The sequence below is a fragment of the Kitasatospora sp. NPDC022785 genome (assembly GCF_055561295.1).
The window spans coordinates 206,813-227,665 of sequence record NZ_JBVHHB010000006.1 but is presented as its reverse complement, the minus strand read 5'-3'; the positions used below and the strand labels follow the sequence as shown (position 1 = coordinate 227,665).

19 protein-coding genes are annotated in these 20,853 nt (G+C 74.2%); 7 read left to right on the top strand and 12 right to left on the bottom strand.

Annotation, left to right across the window (positions count from 1 at the left end):
• The first annotated feature begins 112 nt into the window (after window positions 1–112).
• Window positions 113–418 carry a hypothetical protein gene (locus ACZ3YO_RS12750; protein ID WP_465568549.1) on the top strand — a complete coding sequence of 102 codons (306 nt, stop codon included), beginning with the start codon at window positions 113–115 and terminating at the stop codon, window positions 416–418.
• Between the two features lie 111 nt (window positions 419–529).
• Here the strand turns inward: ACZ3YO_RS12750 and ACZ3YO_RS12745 are convergent, their stop codons facing one another.
• Complete coding sequence (locus ACZ3YO_RS12745; RefSeq protein ID WP_465568546.1) at window positions 530–862, bottom strand: cupin domain-containing protein; 333 nt, start codon at window positions 860–862, stop codon at window positions 530–532.
• A gap of 71 nt (window positions 863–933) precedes the next feature.
• Here ACZ3YO_RS12745 and ACZ3YO_RS12740 point away from each other — a divergent pair, with 71 nt between their 5' ends.
• Entirely contained in the window at window positions 934–1,890 is a 957-nt protein-coding gene (locus tag ACZ3YO_RS12740) for a GlxA family transcriptional regulator (protein WP_465568543.1), read from the top strand.
• A 137-nt stretch (window positions 1,891–2,027) separates the two neighbouring features.
• Here ACZ3YO_RS12740 and ACZ3YO_RS12735 read toward each other — a convergent pair whose 3' ends face one another.
• The 6 genes from ACZ3YO_RS12735 to ACZ3YO_RS12710 form a co-directional block, all read right to left on the bottom strand.
• Complete coding sequence (locus tag ACZ3YO_RS12735) at window positions 2,028–2,630, bottom strand: dTDP-4-dehydrorhamnose 3,5-epimerase family protein (protein ID WP_465568540.1); 603 nt, start codon at window positions 2,628–2,630, stop codon at window positions 2,028–2,030.
• Between the two features lie 99 nt (window positions 2,631–2,729).
• The gene (locus ACZ3YO_RS12730; RefSeq protein WP_331741972.1) at window positions 2,730–3,839 is read right to left on the bottom strand and encodes a DegT/DnrJ/EryC1/StrS family aminotransferase; all 1,110 of its coding nucleotides are present in this window, start codon (window positions 3,837–3,839) and stop codon (window positions 2,730–2,732) included.
• Window positions 3,840–3,924: 85 nt separating this feature from the next.
• Window positions 3,925–4,932 carry an NAD-dependent epimerase/dehydratase family protein gene (locus ACZ3YO_RS12725; RefSeq protein ID WP_465568536.1) on the bottom strand — a complete coding sequence of 336 codons (1,008 nt, stop codon included), beginning with the start codon at window positions 4,930–4,932 and terminating at the stop codon, window positions 3,925–3,927.
• Window positions 4,933–5,010: 78 nt separating this feature from the next.
• Window positions 5,011–6,162: an acyltransferase family protein gene (locus tag ACZ3YO_RS12720; RefSeq protein WP_465568533.1), complete on the bottom strand. Its 1,152-nt coding sequence runs from the start codon at window positions 6,160–6,162 to the stop codon at window positions 5,011–5,013.
• A gap of 210 nt (window positions 6,163–6,372) precedes the next feature.
• Entirely contained in the window at window positions 6,373–7,803 is a 1,431-nt protein-coding gene (locus tag ACZ3YO_RS12715) for an NDP-hexose 2,3-dehydratase family protein (RefSeq protein ID WP_465568531.1), read from the bottom strand.
• 78 nt (window positions 7,804–7,881) lie between these two features.
• Window positions 7,882–9,555: a cation:proton antiporter gene (locus ACZ3YO_RS12710; RefSeq protein WP_465568528.1), complete on the bottom strand. Its 1,674-nt coding sequence runs from the start codon at window positions 9,553–9,555 to the stop codon at window positions 7,882–7,884.
• 241 nt (window positions 9,556–9,796) lie between these two features.
• Between ACZ3YO_RS12710 and ACZ3YO_RS12705 the strand changes: the two genes are divergently transcribed.
• The gene (locus ACZ3YO_RS12705) at window positions 9,797–10,936 is read left to right on the top strand and encodes a winged helix DNA-binding domain-containing protein (protein WP_465568525.1); all 1,140 of its coding nucleotides are present in this window, start codon (window positions 9,797–9,799) and stop codon (window positions 10,934–10,936) included.
• Window positions 10,937–11,063: 127 nt separating this feature from the next.
• Window positions 11,064–12,275 carry a glycosyltransferase gene (locus ACZ3YO_RS12700; RefSeq protein ID WP_465568522.1) on the top strand — a complete coding sequence of 404 codons (1,212 nt, stop codon included), beginning with the start codon at window positions 11,064–11,066 and terminating at the stop codon, window positions 12,273–12,275.
• 105 nt (window positions 12,276–12,380) lie between these two features.
• Here ACZ3YO_RS12700 and ACZ3YO_RS12695 read toward each other — a convergent pair whose 3' ends face one another.
• From ACZ3YO_RS12695 to ACZ3YO_RS12675, 5 genes are all read right to left on the bottom strand, one after another.
• Entirely contained in the window at window positions 12,381–13,892 is a 1,512-nt protein-coding gene (locus ACZ3YO_RS12695) for an MFS transporter (RefSeq protein ID WP_331741990.1), read from the bottom strand.
• 231 nt (window positions 13,893–14,123) lie between these two features.
• Window positions 14,124–14,801 (bottom strand): TetR/AcrR family transcriptional regulator, encoded by a 678-nt coding sequence (locus ACZ3YO_RS12690; RefSeq protein WP_465568519.1) that lies wholly within the window; start codon window positions 14,799–14,801, stop codon window positions 14,124–14,126.
• A 286-nt stretch (window positions 14,802–15,087) separates the two neighbouring features.
• On the bottom strand, window positions 15,088–15,255 hold the full coding sequence (locus ACZ3YO_RS12685) for a Trm112 family protein (protein ID WP_331741995.1): 168 nt from the start codon (window positions 15,253–15,255) through the stop codon (window positions 15,088–15,090).
• A 98-nt stretch (window positions 15,256–15,353) separates the two neighbouring features.
• A complete protein-coding gene (locus ACZ3YO_RS12680) occupies window positions 15,354–16,856 on the bottom strand; it encodes a class I adenylate-forming enzyme family protein (RefSeq protein WP_465568515.1) in 1,503 nt (500 codons plus the stop codon).
• A gap of 17 nt (window positions 16,857–16,873) precedes the next feature.
• Complete coding sequence (locus tag ACZ3YO_RS12675) at window positions 16,874–17,632, bottom strand: class I SAM-dependent methyltransferase (protein WP_465547398.1); 759 nt, start codon at window positions 17,630–17,632, stop codon at window positions 16,874–16,876.
• Between the two features lie 229 nt (window positions 17,633–17,861).
• On the opposite strand from ACZ3YO_RS12675, the gene ACZ3YO_RS12670 reads away from it, so the two are divergent.
• Genes ACZ3YO_RS12670 through ACZ3YO_RS12660 form a run of 3 tightly spaced genes read left to right on the top strand, consistent with a single transcriptional unit; the run spans window position 17,862 to window position 20,773 of the window.
• Complete coding sequence (locus ACZ3YO_RS12670) at window positions 17,862–18,740, top strand: DUF6039 family protein (protein ID WP_465568512.1); 879 nt, start codon at window positions 17,862–17,864, stop codon at window positions 18,738–18,740.
• Window positions 18,741–19,976: a hydroxymethylglutaryl-CoA synthase family protein gene (locus ACZ3YO_RS12665; protein WP_465568509.1), complete on the top strand. Its 1,236-nt coding sequence runs from the start codon at window positions 18,741–18,743 to the stop codon at window positions 19,974–19,976.
• Window positions 19,967–20,773 carry an enoyl-CoA hydratase-related protein gene (locus ACZ3YO_RS12660; protein WP_465568506.1) on the top strand — a complete coding sequence of 269 codons (807 nt, stop codon included), beginning with the start codon at window positions 19,967–19,969 and terminating at the stop codon, window positions 20,771–20,773. Before ACZ3YO_RS12665 ends, ACZ3YO_RS12660 begins: the two co-directional genes overlap by 10 nt.
• Window positions 20,774–20,853: the final 80 nt, after the last annotated feature.

Genomic DNA, 20,853 nt, shown 5'->3' with positions numbered 1-20,853 from the left:
GCGGGAGCCCGGTTCGGCGGAACCGGCCGGGGTAGGTGCCGCGTCGAAGCGTTCGAGGGCGCGCCGGCCGGCGGCCGTACGAGGGACGGGGGCCGCGACGGTCATGGGATTCGTGATCCTGCTCGTTGTGCTCGGTGGCGGGGCCGGCCTGGTCCTGTCCGGCGTCAGCAAACTGCACACGGTGGTGCCCACCTGCTACGGCCGGCCGATGGAGCCGGGCGACATCTGCCACCCCAAGGTCACCGGATCGTTCTCCGAGGGGATGCCCGAGCCGCACGACACCACCTACCAGGAGCAGTTGGACAGCCTGACCAGCGGGGGCTGGACGTCGATCGCGCTCGGTGCGGTGCTCGTGGTGCTCGCGCTGGTGATCGGGATCGGCTGGGCGGCCGAGGTGGGCCGCGGTCGGGAGACGTGAGCCGCACCCCCTTTTCCGGATGCCGTGCGCGGGGGTGCCGTGTGCGGGGGCGCTGTGCGGGCCCGCCGACGGGTGACCGGCGGGCCCGGTCGGCAGCCGGTGCGGGGTGGGTCAGCGGGGCATGACCGTGATACCGAGCATGCGGGCGCCGGTGTCGGTGCGGGGGCGGTGACGGCTGCCCGGGGCGAAGACGACGTAGGTACCGGGGCCGTGATGTTCGGTGCCCTCGATCACCTCGCCGCTCAGTACGTAGTAGCGCTCCTCTGCGGAGTGGACGTCGACCTCCGGCCACTCCGTCCCGGGGGCGAAGTCGATCAGCCAGCCGCGGGCGTACTCGGTCGCCGGCAGCCGGCGGCGCACGATCCCGGGTGCGACGTCGGCCGGTTCGACGTGGTCGACCTGGACGGTGGTCTTCAGTGCTGTGACGTCATGGGTTTCGCTCATGCGGCCACTGTGCGGCAGGGCGGTGCACGCCTTCGAGAGTCTGGAAAGACATCCATGGATATATTCCTGCCATGAGCCGTCATCGCGTGGTCGCCCTGCTGAACGAGCCCCAGTCGCCCTTCGAACTCGCCTGCGCCAGTGAGGTCTTCGGCACGGTCCGCCCGGAGGTGCCGGTGCGCTACGACTTCCGGGTGTGCACCGAGCGCCCCGGGCCGGTGGCGACCACGGCCGGGTACGCGATGCTCGTCGACGCCGGGCTGGACGCCCTGGCGGAGGCGGACACCGTGATCGTCCCCGGGTGGCAGCCGCCCGGCGGCCCGGTGTCCGCGGCGGTCGTGGCGGCGCTGCGGGACGCCCACCGCCGCGGGGCCAGGATCGTGGCCATCTGCACGGGGGCGTTCCTGCTGGCCGAGGCCGGACTGCTCGACGGCCGCCGCGCCACCACCCACTGGCGCCGCACCGACCAGCTCACCGCGGCGTTCCCCGGCGTCGAGGTGGACCCGGACGTGCTGTACGTCGACCACGGCGACGTGGCGACCAGCGCCGGGACGGGGGCCGGCATCGACCTGTGCCTGCACCTGGTGCGCGCCGACCACGGCGCGGCGTACGCCGCACAGGTCGCCCGGAGCATGGTGCTGCCGCCGCACCGGGAGGGCAGCCAACTCCAGTACGCCGTGCGGCCCGAGCTCGCCCGGGCCGTCGACGAGTCGCTGGCACCCCTGGTGGAGTGGGCCTCCTCCCGGCTCGGCACCCGGCTGACCCTCGACCGGCTCGCCGAGCACGCCGGGCTGTCGAGCCGCACCCTCGCCCGGCGCTTCGACCAGCAGCTCGGCGTCAGCCCCGGCCAGTGGCTGCTGCGCCGGCGGATCGAGGCGGCCCGGGTCCTGCTGGAACGGACCGACCTGCCGGTGGAGGCCATCGCCACCCGGGTGGGCCTCGCCTCCGCGGTCAACCTGCGCCACCGGTTCCGGGCCGCCCTGGGCACCACCCCCGGTGCCTACCGGCGGGCCTTCGGCGAAGCCCGGTAGGCGCGGCCCGGCAGGAGCGGTCTGGTAGGAGCGGCCTGGTCGGCGCGGCCCGGCTCGAACGGGCCGGGGAGGGCCACCCCGCAGGGGGAGCTGTCCTCGCATCGGCCGTGCGGCGACGGACCTGCCGTCCGGGCGTCCTACCGGCGGAGGGCCTCCTCGATGGCGAGGCAGTCCGCGTAGCGGGGGAGGAGTCCGGCGGCGCGGGCCTCGGCGAGGGTGGGGGCGACGCCGTCGCGGTCGGAGAGGATCGGGGGCGTGTCGGTGGGGACGGGGAGGGCGAGTTCGGGGTCGAGGACGGAGACGGCCTGCTCGTGCTCGGCCACGTAGGGGTGGGTGAGGAGATAGGAGACGACGGAGTCCTCGGCCCGGCTGATGAAGGCGTGCCCCACCCCGACGGGGAAGTAGACGGCCTTGAAGGTGCGGGGGTTGAGCACGACGGAGTCCCACGCGCCGTAGGTGGGTGAGCCGACGCGGAGGTCGACGACGATGTCGAGGACTTCGCCGTGCGGGCAGTACACGTACTTGGCGGTGCCGGGGGGCGTGGTGGTGAAGTGGACGCCGCGGACGACTCCGCGGCGGGAGCGGCTGTGGTTGCTCTGCGCGGTGGGGAAGGCGGGGAGGCCGGTCGCCTCGGTGAAGGCGGCGATCTGGAAGGGCGAGACGAACAGTCCGCGGTCGTCGGGGAAGATGCGGGGGGTGAACTCGAGGGCGCCGTCGACGGCGAGTTTGCGTGCTTCCATGTCGTCTCCTGGAGGCGGGGCGGGCCGGTTGGCAGGCGAGGCGAGGCGGGACGGGCCGGTCGGCAGGCGGCCGGGCGGGTGCGCGGGGCGCGTGCGGCGTCAGAGCTTGCGGAGGACCTCGCGGAGGGTGTCGATGACCCGGTCCTGCACATCGGGTGTGAGGGTGGGGTACATCGGGAGGGAGAAGATCTCCCCGGCGAGCTGTTCGGTGACGGGCAGGGAGCCCCGGCCGTGGCCGAGGTGGGCGAAGCCGGTCATGGTGTGGACCGGCCAGGGGTAGCTGATGTTCAGTTCGATGTCGTGGGCCTTGAGGGCCTCCAGGACGGCGTCGCGCTGCGGGTGGCGGACGACGTAGACGTAGTAGACGTGTTCGTTGCCGGGGGCGGTGGCGGGCAGGACGAGGTCGGTGTCGGCGAGGCCCTCGCGGTAGCGGTCGGCGACGGCGCGCCGGGCGGCGGTGTAGTGGTCGAGGCGGCGGAGTTTGCGGCGCAGGATCTCGGCCTGGACCTCGTCGAGGCGGGAGTTGTGGCCGGGGGTCTGTTCGACGTAGTAGCGCTCGGCCATGCCGTAGTACCGCAGCCGGCGCAGTCGTTCGGCGGTGCCCTGGTCGCGGGTGAGGACGGCGCCGCCGTCGCCGTAGGCGCCGAGGACCTTGGTCGGGTAGAAGGAGAAGGCCGCCGCGTCACCGGTCGAGCCGGCGACGCGGCCGTGCCGGCGGGCGCCGTGCGCCTGGGCGCAGTCCTCGACGAGCTTGAGGTCGTGGGCGGCGGCGAGCTCCTCCAGGGGCGCGAGGTCGACGCACTGGCCGTACAGGTGGACCGGCAGCAGGGCCCGGGTGCGGCCGGTGATCGCGGCGGCGACCTGACCGGTGTCCATCAGGTAGGTGTCCGGGTCGATGTCGACGAAGACGGGGGTGGCTCCGGCGCCGTCGATGGCCAGGACGGTGGGGGCGGCGGTGTTGGAGACGGTGATGACCTCGTCGCCGGGGCCGATGCCGAGGGCCTGAAGGGCGAGCTTGACGGCGTTGGTGCCGTTGTCGACGCCCAGGCAGTGGTCGACGCCGTGGTAGGCGGCGAACTCGTCCTCGAAGGCGCGCATGCTGGCACCGAAGACGAGTTGTCCGGAGCGGAAGACCTGGTCGACGGCGTCGAGGAGGTCGGCGCGCTCGTTCTCGTACTCCTGGCGGTAGTCCCACACCCGGATGGTCATGTGTCCTGTCGGTCCGTTCTCTCGGTGGTGGCGCCCCGGGGGCGGATACCCGGCCGGGGCGGGGGTCGCGGTGGCGTGCCGGGGGTCAGCCGGGCCGGCCGGGGGTGCCGGCGAGGGCGTCGACGGTGGCCGCGAGGGCCTGTTCCAGGGGCAGCCCGGGCTGCCAGCCGGTGGCGTGGCGGAAGGCGGAGGAGTCGATGGTGACGCTGCGGAAGTCGGTGGCGGGGGCGTGGTCGGGCGGGTCGACGGAGAGCACGGGGACCGGGGGGCGGCCGGTACGGGCGGCGACGAGGCGGGCGATGGTGCGGAAGACGTCGCCGAGCGGTTCGCCGTGGCCGGAGCCGAGCAGCCAGTGGCCGCCGACCAGCGGGTGTGGTCGCCGGGCGGCGGCGGTGAAGGCGGCGGCGACGTCGGTGACGCAGAGCAGGTCGCGGCGCACGGTGCCGTCGTGCCACAGGGTGAGCGGTTCGCCGGCCAGGGCCCGCCGGATCATGTACGAGACCACGCCCCGGTCGTCGGCCCCGGGCGCGGTCGGCGCGCCGAAGACGGTGGGCAGGCGCAGGCTCACCCCGCGGACCGCTCCGGCGGCGGTGGCCTCCTTGAGGAGCTGTTCGGCGCGGAGCTTGTGGCGGTCGTACTCGGTCGCGGGGTGGTCGGGTTCGCTGCCGTTGATCGGCTCGGTCTGCGGCACTCCGATCTGGGAGGCGGCGCCGGAGTAGAGGAGCAGCGGGGGCCGCCGGCCGGGCGGGTGGTCGCCCAGCACCTCGGTCAGGGCGGCCATGACGCCGACGTTGACCGTCTGCGGGTCGTCGCCGGATTCGGCGGCGCGCCATCCGCCGGTGTGCATGACGAGCGAGACGACCACGTCCGAGCCGGCCACCGCCTCGGCCAGGGCGGTGCGGTCGGTGAGGTCGGCGCTGCGCACCTCGGTGGAGGCGGTGCCCGCGGGGACGGTGCTGGGCCGGCGGGCGACGGCCCGCAGCCGGACGGGCAGCCGGCTGAACGCGGCGGTGACCGCGGAGCCGACGAAGCCGGAGGCACCGAGCACGGTGATCAGCGGAGCCTCGTCGGGGCCGGGGAGGGGGGCCGTCATGGGTGTCTGGTTCCTTCGTTCGGCCGCGGCCGTGGGCACCGTCCCCGGGGCCTGGGGGCGGCGGACCGTCGGGGCGGGTCAGGACGCGGTGGCGGACAGCGCGGCCGGCCGTCGGCGGCCGGCGAGGAGGGTGACGGGGCGTTCGACCAGGGTGTGCAGGATCCACGCCAGGCCCAGGGAGAGGGCCAGGCCGAGCAGGAGGACGAGCAGCTCGACACCGGTGGAGGAGGTCCACTCCGGGCCGAGGGCCTTGCGGAGCTGGGTGAGGACGAGGTAGTGCACCATGTAGAAGGCGAAGGACAGTTCACCCAGCCGTACCCAGAGCGGCGTCCGCAGCAGGGAGGGCGTGCCGCGGGTGTCGGCGGTCGCCGAGGCGGCGATCAGCGGGCCCACCCAGACGGAGGCGAGGCCGCCGACGCCCAGCAGGTACGAGGAGTAGGTGGAGACCAGGTAGCCGGCGACGGCCAGGGCGAGGGCGGGCAGCAGGCCGACGCGGACCCACTGGCCGGTCAGGACGAGCCGGGCCAGCAGGATGCCGAGCAGGAAGTCCAGCATCCGTACGGGCGGGAAGAAGTAGACGAACCACACCTGGTGGAAGGACATCGATTCGAAGCCGGGGTAGGGCAGGGCGGGTTCGTTGGAGATCACGTAGCGGGCGGTCAGGGCGGCGGCGGCGCACAGGGCGACCACGGCCGCGGTCGCGGGCCACAGGGCGCGCCGGGGGATGCGCTTGACGGCCGGCAGCAGCAGGGGGAAGGCGAGGTAGAACAGCAGCTCGCAGGAGAGCGACCAGCTGACCGGGTTGCCGGAGGACGAGACCAGCGGGTCCGGCCACCAGGACTGCAGGAGCAGCAGGTTGGGCAGCCACCCGCTGACGCCGAGGGCGGTGCCGGTGCCGGCGGTCAGCAGCATCGCCGCCACGAAGGTGACCAGGTGGTTGGGGAAGATCTTGGCCAGGCGCCGGCGCAGGAACAGGCCCCGCGGGGCGCCGTTGCGCTGGGACCAGGTGAGGACGAAGCCGCTGAGGACGAAGAAGAACCCCACGCCGTAGCTGCCGCCGCGTTCCATGGCCGAGTGCAGGTGTTCGCCGGTGGTGCCGCTGACGAACCCGACCTCGACGAAGCCGTGGTAGAGGAAGACCAGCAGTGCGGCGGCGAACCGCAGGCCGGTCAGGGTGTCGAGTCTGGACGCCGGGGCGGCGGCGGTGGTTCTCGCGGGGTGCTCGGTCATGGGCTGGTTTCCTTCGGGAGACCGCGCCGCCCCGGCGAGGGGACGGCGGACGCGGGGAGGCGGCGGGACGGCGGACGCGGGGAGGCGGCGGGACGGCGGACGCGGGGAGGCGGCGGGACGGCGGACGCGGGGAGGCGGCGGGAGGGCGGACGGGCGGGGTGGGGCGGGGCCGGCACGCGGTGCCGGGCGCGCCGGGGCGGCACGGGTGGATCAGGCGGTGCTGAGCAGGCAGGCGAGCAGGGTGCGTGCCTGGATGTTGACGTGGTGTCCGAACCGGGTGATCCGGGCGAGTTGGTCGAGGGTGGCCCACCGGTACTGCGGGGGCTGCTCGACGGGGAACCCCTCCGGGGCCTCGACGAGCATGTTGCGGCTCTGCGCGTGGTGGAAGCGGCCGCCTTCCTCGGACTGCAGGACGTCGTAGTGCACCCGGGCGGCGGGGGCGCGGAGCACCTCGTCGAGGTAGGGGGAGGTCTCGCCGGGCAGGCACTGGACGGTCGGGGCGAGTTCGGGCCCGTTGAGGGAGCCCGCCTCCTCGTGGGCCTGCACCAGGACGTGCAGGACGCCGTCGAGGCGGGTGGTGAGGAAGGCGTGGACGGCGGTGCCGGTCGGTTCGAGCAGGGGCTGGGACCACGAGGCCACTTCGCGGTTGTCCGCTTCGACCTGGGCGCCGATGACGGCGAACGGGCCGCCCTCCCGGTGGGCGATGCGGTCGGGGGTGCGGATCCAGCCGGCCTGTTCGGTGTCGGCGAGCGGCACCCGGCGGGCGGAGCCGGGCGCGCCGGCGCGCATGTCGGTGAGCCAGCGGGTGAGTTCGTCCAGGGTGTGCCGGGGCCGGGCGGTGGGGCTCAGCGACTGCAGGACGGCCGCGCCGACGCCGTGGACGCCGGACGGGACGAGGCCCTGCGAGTCGATGGGGACGCAGGACAGCACGGTGCGGGAGTCCATGTTGACGAGGTGCTCCTGCCGGAGCAGGCGGCCGATCTGGCCGAGCGTGAGCCAGCAGAAGTCGTGGTTCCCGGGGACGTCCTCGGTGGTCTCGACCACCATGTGCCGGTTGCGCTTGTGCAGGAAGTACGAGCCGTGTTCGGACTGCAGGAGGTCGACCAGGACGTCGGCGCGGCCGGGCCGGGCGAAGTACTCGAGGTAGCGGACGGCCGAACCACCGTGTGCCTGGGTGTAGTTGCTGCGGGTCGCCTGCACGGTCGGCGACAGCTGCACGGTGTTGATGTTGCCGGGCTCCATCTTGGCCTGCATCAGGAGGTGCAGGATGCCGCCGAACTCCCGGACCAGGATGCCCAGGGTGCCGATCTCGGGCTGGATGATGATCGGCCGCGCATCGCCCGGGGTGGGGCGGTCGCCGTCCTCGGCGCGCAGCCCCTCGACGGAGAAGAACCGGCCGCTGCGGTGGCGCAGGTTCCCGGTGCCGGGCTCGCTGTACCACTGGTCGAGGGCGTCGAAGGGGATCCGGGAGACCTTGAAGTGGCGTGCGCAGCGCTCGGCGTACCAGGTGTGGAAGTCGCTGAGCGGGAAGTGCGGGCTGTCCTGGGCGGCGAGGGAGAGCATGAAGCGCTGTGCGAGGGAGGGTGTGCCGCCGCCGGGCAGCGGTCGGGCGGCCGGCAGGGGCGGTGACAGCTTTTCCATGGCTTCTCCGCAACGGGGTGGGGCGGCCGGGGCGGCCGGGGTGTGGTCGGTGGAGGCTGGACGGCTCGGGCCGGGGCGCTACGCCCCGTGGCGGGCGCCGCTCTCCTGCGGCCGCGGGCGGGCCTCCCCGTCCGGGGACGCCGCGGGCGGCGCGAGGGCGTTCGGTACGTCGGCGTCCTGCGAGTCGGGGTTCCCTGCGCCGGTGCCCGGAGCATCGGCGTCCTGCGCGTCGGGGTTCCCTGCGCCGGTGCCCGGAGCATCGGCGTCCTGCGCGTCGGCGCCCGGAACGGCGGCGCTCCGCTGCGGGCGGCCGTGGCCGAGCAGTCGCAGCAACGGGACAGGCAGGGTGGTGGTCAGCAGGGTGATGACGGTGAGGATGGCGAACATCCGCTGGTCGATGATCCCGGCCTGCTTGCCGATGCCGAGGACGACCAGCTCGGTGAGGCCGCGGGCGTTCAGCAGGATCCCGAGGCCGGCCGCGTCGCGCCAGCTCATGCCGGCCGGCCGGGCGCAGAGGCCCGCCGCGAGCTTGGTGAGCACCGCGGCGACCAGCAGCGCGCCGCCCGCCAGGAGGGTCTGCCCGTCCAGCGGCAGCGCCCCGAGGTCGACCGAGAGCCCGAACCCGAGGAAGAAGAACGGCAGCAGCAGGGTGCCGGAGAAGGACGCCACCCGGTCGGCGGCCGCGTCCAGCGCCGGTGTCCCGGTGGGGTAGGCCGCGCCGGCGAGGAAGGCGCCGATCACCGCGTGCAGGCCGATGGCCGAGGTCAGCGCGGCCGCGCCGCAGGCCAGGCAGAGCAGCAGGACGATGGCCGCGCCGCCGTCGCCCGGCGCCGTGCGGTCACCGGCCGCCTCCGCGGCGCCCGTCGCCGCGCGCGTGCGGCCGAGCCGGTGGTGCGCGGTGCGGCGCAGCGCCGTGCGGACCGGCCAGAGCAGCAGCACGGCGGTGGCGAGGCCGCCGCCCGCGGTGACCCACGGGCTCACCGTGGCGCTGCCCTGGGCCAGTGCGACGGCCACGGCCAGCAGCAGCCAGGCACCGGCGTCGCCGACGGCCGCGGCCAGCAGCGACAGGCGCCCGAGCGGCGTACGGGTCAGGCGCAGTTCCTCGAGGATGCGGGCCAGGACCGGGAACGCGGTGATGCTCAGCGCGCAGCCGAGGAAGACCGTGAAGGCGAGCGGGTCCTGGGCGGGGCCGAGGTAGCGGGTGCCGAGCGCGACCGCGGCCACCGTCCCGGCCGCGAACGGCACGGCGAGGGAGGCCTGGGTGACCAGCAGGTTCCGGCTGCCCGTCCCGCGCAGCCGGACCGAGGAGAGTTCCCGTCCGACGCCGAACATGAACAGCGCCAGGCCGAGTTGGGCCAGGGCGTTGAGCATCGGCAGGACGCCGGCGGGCAGCAGCCAGGCGGTGGCGTCGGGGGACAGGCGCCCGAGCAGGGTGGGGCCCAGCGCGATGCCGGCGCAGATCTCGCCGACCACCGGCGGCTGGCCGGCCAGCACGGCCAGCCGCCCGGCGAGCCGGGCCACGCCCAGGACCACCACGACGGCGATCAGGAAGTGCACGGTGGGATCGGCGTGGGCGCCGCCGGCCACCCGGGCGGCCCCGCCGCCGGTGCCCTGGACGTGGTGCAGGGCGATCAGGCTCACGACCGCCGGCACCACCGCCAGCGCGACGCAGATGCCGATGACGCGCCGCCGGCGCGCGGTGGTGTTCGTCTGGGGGGTGTCACTGGCTCTCCGGAGCCGGTCCGTACTCATCGGGTCCGTCTTTCTCACGGTGTCCAACAGGTGAGTCCGGGCGAGAACCTAGGTGCCGTGGAATGACGCCGGATAGGCACAATTGCGCATTCCCCGGCGCGCCCGGCGGCCGGTGTGGCGATCCGCCGCCGGCCCGCTGCCGCTCGACTAGGCTGCCTGGCGGCAGCGCTTGGCGGACCTTGCCGGACCTTGCGATTCCTCGGCGGGCCAGGCGGACTTCGGCAGGACAAAGGGGTGGGGCGTGAGCGGGCAGACGTTGACGGACCGTGCGTTGAACCGTGCGTTGCTGGCCCGGCAGGGGCTGCGCGAGCGGCTCGACCTGCCGCTGCCGCAGGCGGTCGAGGCCATCGGCGCCGTCCAGGCGCAGTACGGGCCGGCGCTGCCGGTCGCCCTCTTCAGCCGGGTGCGGGGCGTGGACGCGGACAGCGTGCGCACCGCGCTGGAGCGGCGCGAACTCGTGGTCGGCACGCTGCTGCGCCGCACGCTGCACCTGGTGACCCCGGAGCAGCACGCCGCGTACGCGGCCGTGGTGGTCGCGGTCGGGGACGACACCTGGCGCCGCACGCGCGGGGAGTCGGCTGCGCAGACGGACCGGCTGCGGGAGCGGCTGGCCGAGTACGCCGGGTCGGCGGCGCGGTCGCCGCAGGAGGTCGCGGACTGGGTCGAGAAGTGGGTCGCCGCCAACCCCGAGGCCTTCGACCCGGCCGAGCTGGAGCTGCAACGCACGTACAAGTGGCGGCCGTTCCGGTCGACGGTGGCGCTGGTCCGCTCGCCCGCCGACGGGGTGTGGGGGGAGGGCATCCCGGAGGGGGTGCTCGCCGCGCCGCGGCCGGCGGAGGGCGTACCGGAGGCGCAGGAGGCGCTGGAGGAGGTGGTCCTGCGTCATCTGCGGGCGTTCGGCCCGGCCGGGGCCGACGACGTCGCGCAGTGGATCGGCGCGAAGATCACCCCGGTGAAGGCGCTGCTGGCGTCGTTGGGCGAGCGGTTGGAGGTGTTCCGGGACGAGGACGGACGGCTGCTGTACGACCTGCCGGACGCGCCCCGCCCGCCGGCCGAGGAGCCGGTTCCGGTGCGGCTGCTGCCCTGGTTCGACAGCGCGCTGCTGGCGTTCGCGCCCAAGCGGCGGGCCCGGATCCTGCCGCCGGAGTACAAGGACGCCGTCTACGCCAAGGCCAACCTGCAGTTGAAGCCGACCTTCCTGGTGGACGGAACGGTCGCCGGGGTGTGGTTGCTGGACCGCAAGCGGCGCGAGGCGGTGCTGACCCTCACGCCCCTGCAGAAGCTCAGCCGCGCGGTGACGGCCGAGCTGGTCGCGGAGGCCGAGCGGCTGCTGCCGGTGGCCGTGCCGGACGGCCCGGCCCACGTGGTGCTGGGCGACTGAGCCGCAGGCCCCACGCCCCGGCGGCGAGTGGGGCCGGCGGGGGGGGCGGCCGACTGGCCACAACTGAGCAGCGGGTGTGCCCGGGTGGGCGGTAGACAGCAGCCAACCGACTGCTGAGGAGCCCTCGATGCGTGTGCTGTTCACGACGACACCGGCCCCCGGGCACTTCCACCCGCTGGTCCCGCTGGCCGCCGCCGCCCGCGCGGCCGGCCACGACGTCGCCTTCGCCACCGGCCGCTCGATGCTGCCGGAGGTGACGGCGATGGGACTGCGCGGCTTCGCGGCGGGCCTGAGCCGGGACGGCGACGGCGACGCCGAGTTCCTGCGGATCAAGGAGAGTGCCCGGGGCCTGCCGCCGCACGGCGTGGAGATGGACCGGGTGGCGATCGCCCGGATCCTGTACGGGGTCCGGGCCCGCCGGATGGCCCCGGACCTGCTGGAGCTCGCGAAGAGCTGGCGCCCGGACGTGATCGTGCGCGACAGCTACGAGGTGGGCGGTGCGGTGGCGGCCGAGGTGCTCGGCGTGCCGCACGCGGCGCTGGACACCACCCCGCTCTACGACATGGGCCCGCTGAAGGACCTCATCGCCGAGGAGCTGGCGAAGGTCCGGGCCGAGGCGGGGCTGGCGCCCGACCCGCAGGAGCTGATGCTCCACCGCCACCTGACGCTGAGCTGCGCGCCGCCCGGGTATCTGTACCCGGGCCGGACCCGCCCGCAGACCCTCAGGGCGCTGCGGCCGATGCCGTTCGACCGCGCCGAGGGCGAGGAACTGCCCGCGTGGGTCGCCGGGTTGCCGGACCGGCCGACGGTGTACGTGACCTTCGGGACGATCGCGAACCGCTGGGTGCCGGGGGCCTTTCCCGGCCTCTTCGGCCAGGTGCTGGCGGCGTTCGCCGACGAGCCGGTGAACGTCATCGCCACCACCGACCGGGACAGCGATCCGGCCGAGCTCGGCCCGCTGCCGCCCAACACCCGGGTGGAGCGCTACATCCCGCAGAGCCTGTTGTTGCCGCACTGCGCGCTGGCGGTCACCCACGGCGGCTTCAACACGGTGGTGGGCGCGCTGGACGCCGGCATCCCGCAGGTGGTGGTGCCGTTCCTGGGGGACCACCCGGACAACGCCCGCCGGGTCGAGGAGCTGGAGATCGGCCGTTGCGTCGACCCGGCCGGGCTGACCCCCGAGGCGGTGCGCGTGGCGGCGGCGGACGTGCTGGCGGACGCGCGCTACCGGGAGAACACCGCCCGGCTGCGCGCCGAGCTGCGCGGCCTGCCGGGGCCGGCCGAGGCGGTCGGGCTGCTGGAGCGGCTGGTGGCGGACGGGGCCCTGCCGCGGGACTGACGACGCCGCCGTGGTGACGGCCCCGGGCCGTCACCACGGCGGCACCCACCACCGAGGGCCTGTGAGGCGCGGCGGCGCTCACAGGCCCTCGGTGGTGGGTGTGCGTCAGGCCTGCTCGGCCGCCTCCGGCGGGGCCATGTCCTTGAGGACCGCCTCGACGTGCCGCTTGCGCAGCAGGGCGGCGAACAGGATGGCGCCGGTGAGCAGCAGCAGCGCGCCGACGGCGAAAGCGGCCCTGAACCCGGAGACCTGGGCGGCGAGTTGGGTCGCGGTGTCCGGCGAGTCGACGCCGTCGAGTTCGCCGGCGGTGCGGCGCACCGCGATGGCCGACAGCACGGCCAGGCCGATGGCGCCGCCGATCTCCTGCGTGGTCTGGTAGAGCCCGGAGGCCAGTCCGGCGTCCGCCTCGGGGACGCCGGAGGTGGCCAGCAGGGTGACCGGGACGAACGCGATGCCCAGGCCGACGGAGAGCATCAGCAGACCGGGGAGCAGGTCGCCGGCGTAGGAGCTGGAGGACTCGGGCAGGCGGGCCAGCAGCAGCATGCCGCCCGCGCTGACGGTCAGGCCGGCGGTGCCGACCGGGACGGGCCCCAGCCGGGAGACGGTGGGCTGGGCCAGGCCGGCACCCAGCATCACACCGGTGGCGGCCGGCAGGAAGGCCAGTCCGGCCCGCAGCGGGCTGTAGTCGAGGATGCCCTGGAGGTAGAGCGAGGAGAAGAAGAACATCGAGAAGACGCCCGAGGTGAGCATCAGCAGCACGAGGTCGGCGACGGCCAGCGAGCGGATGCGGAAGATCCCGAACCGCACGATCGGCGAACGGCCGCGCAGCGAGACCACCGTGAAGATCGCGAGCAGGACCGCCGAGCCGGCGGCCGTCAGCAGGGTGCGGGTGGAGGTCCACCCCCACGACTCGCTGTTGCTCAGGACCAGCACGAGCAGCAGCAGGCCGCCGGTGACGGTCACCGCCCCGACCACGTCGACCGAGCGGTCGCCGTCCTCGTTCAGCCGGGAGTCGGGGATCAGCCGGGAGCCGATCAGGACGACGGCGCCGATCGGGATGTTGATGAAGAAGATCCAGTGCCAGGACAGCGAGGCGGTGAGCAGACCGCCGAGCAGCAGGCCGAGCGCGCCGCCCGCGGCCGCGATGGTGCCCCAGGCGCCGAGCGCCTTGGTGCGCAGCGAGGCGTCCTTGAAGGAGGTGTTGATGATGGAGAGTCCGGCGGGCGCGATCATCGCTCCGGCCAGGCCCTGGACGCCGCGGCCGGCGATCAGCAGGGTGGCGTCGGTGGCCAGGCCGTTCACCGCGGAGGAGACGGTGAACAGGACGACGCCGGCAAGCAGCAGCCGCTTGCGGCCGAAGAGGTCGCCGAGCCGGCCGTTGAGGATGAGGAAGCCGCCGAACATCAGGGCGTAGATGTTGACGACCCATTGGAGGTCGCCCTGGCTCATGTCGAGGCCGGATTTGATGGACGGCAGGGCGACGTTCACGATCGTGGCGTCCAGGACGACCATCAGGTCGGCCAGGCACAGGAACACGATGATCAGTGCGGGCCGTCCCGGTCCGAGCGATGCCGCGGCCGGGCTCGGGGGAGTGTCCTTCGCGGGTGAGGTGGTCACAAGCGCTCCTGACGGACAGCAGGTCGGTGGACCCGGCGGTGCCGGCTCGCCGGATCGTAGCACCTGAAGCGGACCACGTGGTCCGTTTCGTGCTGACACTGCCGCACCGGGCGCTCCCCGGCGGGGGCGAGCGGCGGTGCGGGCGGTGCGGGGGCGAGCGGCGGTGCGGGTGGTGCGGACGGTACGGGTCACGCGGTGGCCCGGGTCGGGGGAGGGGTCAGGGGACGGGTTCTAGGGTGCGCCGAGCGCCTCGACGGCCCGGCGGTAGTGGGCCCTTGACGGGGCGCCGGTGCCGGCACCGGCCGGTTCGGGTGCGCCGGGTGCGGGGGTCCGCAGGCCGGCGAAGACGACGTCGAGGTAGCGCTGCCAGAGGTCGGGCAGGGTGGCCAGCAGCGGTGCGGCGGCCTGCCGGATGCCGCCGAGCAGCAGCAGGACGTCCACGGTGCTGATGTCCGCCCGGACCGCGCCGTCCTCCTGGGCCCGGCCCAGCAGGACGTCCACCGCGTCGGTCAGCTTCCCCTCGGCCGCCAGGACCTCGGGGTGGGCGTGCGGCGGCAGTGAGAGGGACTCGAAGAAGCCCCGGTCCGCGGCGAACAGCCGGGCGGCGGCCTGCATGAAGGAGTACAGGGCCGCTGCCGGGTCCGCCTCGGCGGCCAGGGCCTCGGCCAGCTCGGTGAGTTCGTCGAGGCGCTCGGCGGCGATCGCGGCGACCAGGTGGTCCTTGGTCGGGAAGCAGCGGAACACCGTGCCCTTGCCCAGGCCCGCCTCCCGGACGATCTGGGAGACGGGGACGCCGAGGCCCCCGGCGGCGAAGGAGCGGGCCGCGGCGTCGGTGAGCAGCCGCTGGTTGCGGACGGCGTCGGCACGCGAGCGCGCCGCCGGTGCGCCGGACGCGGGGGTTCTGGACATGGTGCGGGTACCTCCAGGGCGGTGGTGTCGCGGCGGGGCCGTCCCGGCGCGGGAGCGGGGGCGCCGCCCCCGCCCGCGTCGGCCGGGCCGGTGCCGGCAGGCGCCCCGACGGAGTACAGCGGGCGCCCGGCCTTATGGTGCCCGACCGGGACGGGGCCCGACGACCTCACCCTGAGCGTCCGGGGCCGGCCGGTGCGGCCGGGAGGCCGGCGAGGTCACCGGCTCGGGCACGGGCCCGCTCGGACCCGCCACGGGGCACGGGCCTCGCCGGGCACGTCGGCCGCCGCTACTGCCGGGGCTGGGGCGGCAGCAGGACGGGGACGCCGCCGACCACCGGGAAGGCGTGGGTGCACTCCAGGCAGGTCAGCGACCCGTGGTCGTCGTCGGCCCGCAGACCGGCGTCCGGGTGGTCGGGGCAGCCGAGGACGGCGAGAAGCGCGGGGTCGAGGGGCATCGGGATCTCCTCCTGGCGGGACGGTGCGGGACGGTATGGGGCGGTGCGGGACGGTACGGGGTGGGGTGGTCGGGGAGCGGGCGGCCGGACCGGGGCGGTCAGGCCGGCTGGCCGTAGCGGGCGCGCAGTTCGCGCTTGAGGACCTTGCCGAGGAAGCTGCGGGGCAGCTTGTCGGTGACGATGTAGCGGGCCGGGTGTTCGGCCTTGCCCAGCCGGGTCTCGGCGAACGCGCGGACGTCGTCGAGCCGGCCCTGGCCGGTCAGCACCAGGACGGCGGTGAGGGCCTGGCCGAGTTCCGGGTCGGGGAGGCCTATCACGGCCACCTCCCGGACGTCGGGGTGCTCGTACAGTTCGGCCTCGACGGCGATGCTGGATATCAGCGTCCCGCCGCTGCGCACCGCGTCGACCGAGCGGTCGAAGAAGGTCAGTTCGCCGTCCTCGTCGACACGGCCGAGGTCGGTCATCCTGGTCCAGTCACCGATGTTGAACCGCTGGTCGAGGTCGGTGTCGAGGTAGCGGCGCCTGGGTGCGGCGGTGCGCATCCAGATCTCGCCGACCTCGCCGGCCGGCAGCGGCTGCTGCTGCTCGTCGGTGATCCTCAGTTCGGTCCCGTGGGCGGGGCGGCCCATCGACAGCGGCCTCGCCGGGTCGAACAGGTTCAGGGTGACGGCGGGTGCGGCCTCCAGCGAGGTGTAGGCCATGGCGAGGGTCGCCCCGGGCAGCATGGCCAGCAGCTCACGGGCGACGGCCGGCGGGAACGCGGAGGAGGCGGTGGTGACGGTGTGGATGCTGGACAGGTCGTGCCGCTCGTGGACGCGGGCGCGGACCAGGGCCAGCGCGGTGGCCGGTGTGATCATCATCGAGCCGGCCCGGTGACGGGCGACCGCTTCGGCGATCCGCTCCGGGTCGTCGGGCGGGGCGACCAGCAGGACGCTGCGCGAGAGCAGCGACAGCGAGGCCGTGCCCTGGCTGGAGGAGGTGCCCAGCGGCATCGCGGCGAGCAGGTGGTCCGCGTGGCCGAGGGCGTCGATGGTCGGCTTGGCCCGCCCGAACATCATGTTGCCGTGCGGCACCGTGATGGCCTTGGCCCGCCCGGTGGTCCCCGAGGTGTAGAGGATGTCGGCGATGCCGTCGATGCGCGGCTGTTGGGCCGGCGCGTCGTCGCGGCCGGTGTCGAGCTCCTTCAGGTCGGCCGTCCAGCCGGTGAAGCCGGCCGGCGGGGCCAGCGCGCTCCCGTGCACGATGCCGTTGACGCCGCACTCGGCCAGCCGGTGCGCGACCTCGTCGGCCGGCATCGTGTCGTTGAGGTGCAGCGCGGTCGCGCCGGCCCGCTGGGCGGCGTGGTAGGCGATGGAGTAGTCGATCCAGTCGAGCCCCCCGAAGTAGAGGGCGATCCGGCGGCGGCGGGACTCCTCCAGGCGCAGCAGCCCGTGGGCGGCGGCGTCGGCCCGGCGGTTCCAGTCGCCGAAGGTGAGCGGGGCACGGCCGTCGATGACGATCGCGACGCCGTCGGGATCGGTCGCCGCCCGTTCGCGCAGCACGTCGGTGAGGGTGAGGCCGGGCGTGCCGGCGGGCTGTCCGTCGGTGGTGGTGGATCCCATGTCAGCCCCCCGGCCGGTCAGTTCTTCTCGAGGACGGTCAGCGGCACCCGCCAGACCTGGTGGCGTTCGCGGTCCGGGTCGGGCAGTGCCCGCAGGGCCGCCACGACGGGGACGACCAGGCGCTGCCAGTCCTGCCCGTCGACGTCCTTGAGGTAGGACCAGACCCGGCCGGCGATGCTGTCCGCGTACTGGTTGGGCGTCAGGTCGATCTCGTACGGGTTGACCGACGCCTCCTGGAGCACCCGCAGCCCCACCTTGGCGGCGGCGTCCGCGAGCCGCTCCGGGGTGTCGGGCACCTGCGGCTTGAGGACGTTCAGCGGGGCCTCGGCCGCGACCAGGTCGTCGGGCTCGGCGACGGGGACGCCGTGCACGGTGACCAGGCGGCCGCCGGGGGCGAGCACCCGGGAGGTCTCGGCGAGCACGCGCTGCATGTCGTCCACCACGTGCAGCACGTGCACCATGATCACGTTGGGCAGCGAGCCGGAGGCGAACGGCAGGTGCGCGCCGCTGCCGACCACGACCCGCCCGTTCAGGCGGCTGTGCGCGCGGGCGGCCATCTGCGGCGCGACGTCCACGCCGAGCACGCTGTGGCCGAGCTCCGTCAGGCCGACGTCGACCAGGCCGGTGCCGAGGCCGATGTCGAGCACCGGGCCGGGGAGCAGGTGGGGGGAGAGGTCCGCGGCGGCCTTGCGCCCGCGCTCCAGGCCGCCGTGGTACGCGTCGTACTCGTCCGCGTCCTTGTCGAACCGCAGGGACTCGCTGGTGACAGAGGTCATGAAGGCGCACTCCAATCAGGGGGCCGTGAGCAGCCACAGCCCGCGTCGAGCCAAGAGGACCACGCGGTCCGCTTGTGCGGGAGTCTAGTCGATCTGCCGCCGCGAGGGGTTGCCCAACATTGAGCAGAGTCCCCTTTCCGGGCCCGGTTAGCGTGGCCGCACCGCGGAGCCGGGTGTGCGGACCGGCCACCGGCCCCATCCGCGGAACCGGGCAGAAAGGAATCCCCCCATGGCGTGGACCGATAGTGCGCCGGCCGCCGAACAGGTCGCCGAGCCGCCCGAGCAGCTCCTGCACACCGGGAATTCCGGGCTGATCATCCACCGGGTCGGACAGCTCACCTACGAATTCCGGACCGAGGGCCGTTCGTTCGCCCGGGATCTGCAGTTCTTCACCAACAAGGCCCTGCACCCGAACGCCACCACGTTCGTCTACGAGGAACTCTTCGGCACCCAGGACCGGCTGCACTGGCTGATCCACATGCGGGCCCCCAACGACTACGGCCAGCTGCTGGAAATGGTCGACCACAACACGGAGTTCCAGGAGGTCGCCACCAACGACCGCCTCACCGAGCAGGGCGGCGGCAACTGGGAGCGGATGTTCGTCCAGGGCTCCTTCCACGAGAAGGTGATCGTGCCCCAGCACGGCCTCACCCACGCCGGCCACGACGAGGACCTCGGCGGCCTCTTCGCCGTGCCGGCCCGCTACCAGAGCCGGCAGCCCGTCGAGCAGCAGCTGAACAGCGCCAACGCCGGCGTCATCGTCCACCGCGCCGGACAGGTCAAGTTCGAGTTCCGCAAGGACGGCCGCAACTTCGCCTTCGCCTGGCTCGACCGGATCAACGAGAAGCTCGCCGGCCACGCCACCGTCTTCCTCTACGAGGAGCAGTGGGGCACCCAGGACCGCATCCACTGGATGATCCACCTGCGCAGCCTCGACGACTACCGCCTGATCGTCGAACTGGAGCAGACCGACCCCGAGTTCCGCGAGATCCTGACCGGCCCGCGGATCCCGGCCGGCCGCGGCGGCGGCACCTGGGGCCGGATGTTCCTGGACGGCACCCTCCAGGAGACCGTCCTGGTCCCGCACCACGCGCCGGCGGCCGGCTAGATGGAGGTCGGCATCGAGGCGGTCAACGCCTACGTCGGCCGGGCCTCGCTCGACGTGCGGACCCTGTTCGAGGCCCGCGGGCTGGACGTGCGCCGCTTCGGCAACCTGATGATGCGCCAGAAGTCGGTCAACCTGCCCTGCGAGGACGCCGTCAGCAACGCCGTCAACGCCGCGAAGCCGCTCGTCGACGCCTTGACCCCGGCCGAACGGGACCGGATCGAACTGGTCGTCGTCGGCACCGAATCCGGCCTGGACTACGGCAAACCGCTGAGCACCTACGTCCACGACGCCCTCGGCCTGGGCCGCCGATGCCGCTCCTTCGAGACCAAACACGCCTGCTACGGCGGCACCGCGGCACTGCGCAGCGCCGCCTCGATCCTCGCCGTCGGCGCCGACCCCGACGCCAAGGCCCTGGTGATCGCCGCGGACGCGGCCTCCGCCGCCGCCCGCGACACCTACTGGGAGCCCTCCCAGGGGGCCGGCGCCGTGGCGATGATCGTCGGCGGCCGGCCGCGGATCCTGGCCCTCGACCCGGGAGCCAGCGGCTTCCACAGCTACGAGGTGATGGACACCCTGCGCCCCCGCCCCGACCTGGAGGCCGGCAACTCCGACCTCTCCCTGCTCTCCTACCTGACCTGCCTGGAACAGAGCTACCGTCACTACGCCGAGCGCGTGGCCGGAGCGGACATCGTCACCACCTTCGACCGCCTCGTCCTGCACACGCCCTTCGCCGGCATGGTCCGCGGCGCCCACCGCACCCTGCTGCGCACCCTCAAGGGGTACAGCGCCGCCAAGACCGAGGCCGACTTCGAGCAGCGCACCGCCCCCTCGCTCGACTACTGCACCCGGGTCGGCAACGTCTACTCCGCCGCGCTCTACCTCGCGCTGTGCTCGATGATCGACCACGACGGACCCCTCGCCGGGGCCCGCCGGGTCGGACTGTTCTCCTACGGATCGGGCTGCGCCTCGGAGTTCTACAGCGGCGTGGTGCCCGAGGGGGCCGGCGCACAGCTCGCCGCCCTGGGCATCGACGCCGCCATCGAGGACCGTTACCCGCTCTCGATGCCCGAGTACGAGACGATCGCCGACGGTGGCGCGCTGCGCATGGCCGGCGTCCGCGACCAGGCCTTCGACCCGGCCGACTACGGGCCCGTCTACGAGCAGGCCTTCGCCGGCCGGGGGCTCCTGGTCCTCGACGAGATCAGCGGATTCCACCGGAGGTACCGGTGGAGCTGACCACACCCGCCACGGGCGGCCCGCGCACGCTGCGCCTGGAACGGGACCGCGGCCGGCTCACGGTCACTCTCACCAGGCCCGCCGAGCGCAACAGCATCACCCGCGAGCTGATCACCGAACTCGGGGCCGCCCTGGACCTCGCCGAAGAGGCCGAGGACTGCCGGGTGGTCGTCCTGCGGGCCGAGGGCGACACCTTCTGCAGCGGCATGGACCTCTCCGGCGTCGCGGAGGCCGCCCGCCCGGACGCCGCGGACACCCGGCAGGGCGGGGACGACTACTTCGCGCTGCTGGAACGCCTCACCACGATCGGGCGGATCGTGGTGGCACAGGTGGACGGCCAGGCGGTCGGCGGCGGCGTCGGCCTGGTCGCGGCCAGCGACTTCGTGCACGCCACCGGCCGCAGCCGCTTCAGCCTCCCAGAGGCGCTGTGGGGGCTGCTGCCCTGCTCGGTCCTGCCGTTCCTGATCCGCCGGGTCGGCTTCCAGCGGGCGTACGCCATGTCGCTCGGCACCCTGCCGGTCAGCGCGGCGGAGGCCGCGGCCCACGGGCTCGTGGACGAGCTCGCCGACGACCCGGCGCCGGCGCTGCGCCGGCTGCTCTTCCGTGCCTCCAAACTGCCTCCGGACACGGTGGCCGACCTCAAGAGCTACATGCGCCGGCTGTGGATCCTCGACGACGGCACCCAGCGGACGGCGGTCGATGAGTTCGTCCGGCTGATGACCACCGGCCAGGTCCGCGAGCGGATCGCCGGCTACACCGCCGGGACGGGCCCCGCCGCGCCGCTGCCGCCGCGCTGAACCCGGCCCCGGCGGGCCCGGCACGGCACCGGTCCGGGGCTCTGCCCGTCCGGGGCCACACCGGCCGGGTGCTCATGCGG

What these genes read in the sequence shown, in the direction of transcription:
- ACZ3YO_RS12700 (WP_465568522.1), top strand. Translation starts at nt 11,064, where the DNA reads ATGCGTGTGCTGTTCACGACGACACCGGCCCCCGGGCACTTCCACCCG.
- ACZ3YO_RS12725 (WP_465568536.1), bottom strand. Translation starts at nt 4,932, where the DNA reads ATGACGGCCCCCCTCCCCGGCCCCGACGAGGCTCCGCTGATCACCGTG.
- ACZ3YO_RS12685 (WP_331741995.1), bottom strand. Translation starts at nt 15,255, where the DNA reads ATGCCCCTCGACCCCGCGCTTCTCGCCGTCCTCGGCTGCCCCGACCAC.
- ACZ3YO_RS12665 (WP_465568509.1), top strand. Translation starts at nt 18,741, where the DNA reads ATGGAGGTCGGCATCGAGGCGGTCAACGCCTACGTCGGCCGGGCCTCG.
- ACZ3YO_RS12675 (WP_465547398.1), bottom strand. Translation starts at nt 17,632, where the DNA reads ATGACCTCTGTCACCAGCGAGTCCCTGCGGTTCGACAAGGACGCGGAC.
- ACZ3YO_RS12670 (WP_465568512.1), top strand. Translation starts at nt 17,862, where the DNA reads ATGGCGTGGACCGATAGTGCGCCGGCCGCCGAACAGGTCGCCGAGCCG.
- ACZ3YO_RS12735 (WP_465568540.1), bottom strand. Translation starts at nt 2,630, where the DNA reads ATGGAAGCACGCAAACTCGCCGTCGACGGCGCCCTCGAGTTCACCCCC.
- ACZ3YO_RS12745 (WP_465568546.1), bottom strand. Translation starts at nt 862, where the DNA reads ATGAGCGAAACCCATGACGTCACAGCACTGAAGACCACCGTCCAGGTC.
- ACZ3YO_RS12720 (WP_465568533.1), bottom strand. Translation starts at nt 6,162, where the DNA reads ATGACCGAGCACCCCGCGAGAACCACCGCCGCCGCCCCGGCGTCCAGA.
- ACZ3YO_RS12715 (WP_465568531.1), bottom strand. Translation starts at nt 7,803, where the DNA reads ATGGAAAAGCTGTCACCGCCCCTGCCGGCCGCCCGACCGCTGCCCGGC.
- ACZ3YO_RS12690 (WP_465568519.1), bottom strand. Translation starts at nt 14,801, where the DNA reads ATGTCCAGAACCCCCGCGTCCGGCGCACCGGCGGCGCGCTCGCGTGCC.
- ACZ3YO_RS12740 (WP_465568543.1), top strand. Translation starts at nt 934, where the DNA reads ATGAGCCGTCATCGCGTGGTCGCCCTGCTGAACGAGCCCCAGTCGCCC.
- ACZ3YO_RS12730 (WP_331741972.1), bottom strand. Translation starts at nt 3,839, where the DNA reads ATGACCATCCGGGTGTGGGACTACCGCCAGGAGTACGAGAACGAGCGC.
- ACZ3YO_RS12710 (WP_465568528.1), bottom strand. Translation starts at nt 9,555, where the DNA reads ATGAGTACGGACCGGCTCCGGAGAGCCAGTGACACCCCCCAGACGAAC.
- ACZ3YO_RS12680 (WP_465568515.1), bottom strand. Translation starts at nt 16,856, where the DNA reads ATGGGATCCACCACCACCGACGGACAGCCCGCCGGCACGCCCGGCCTC.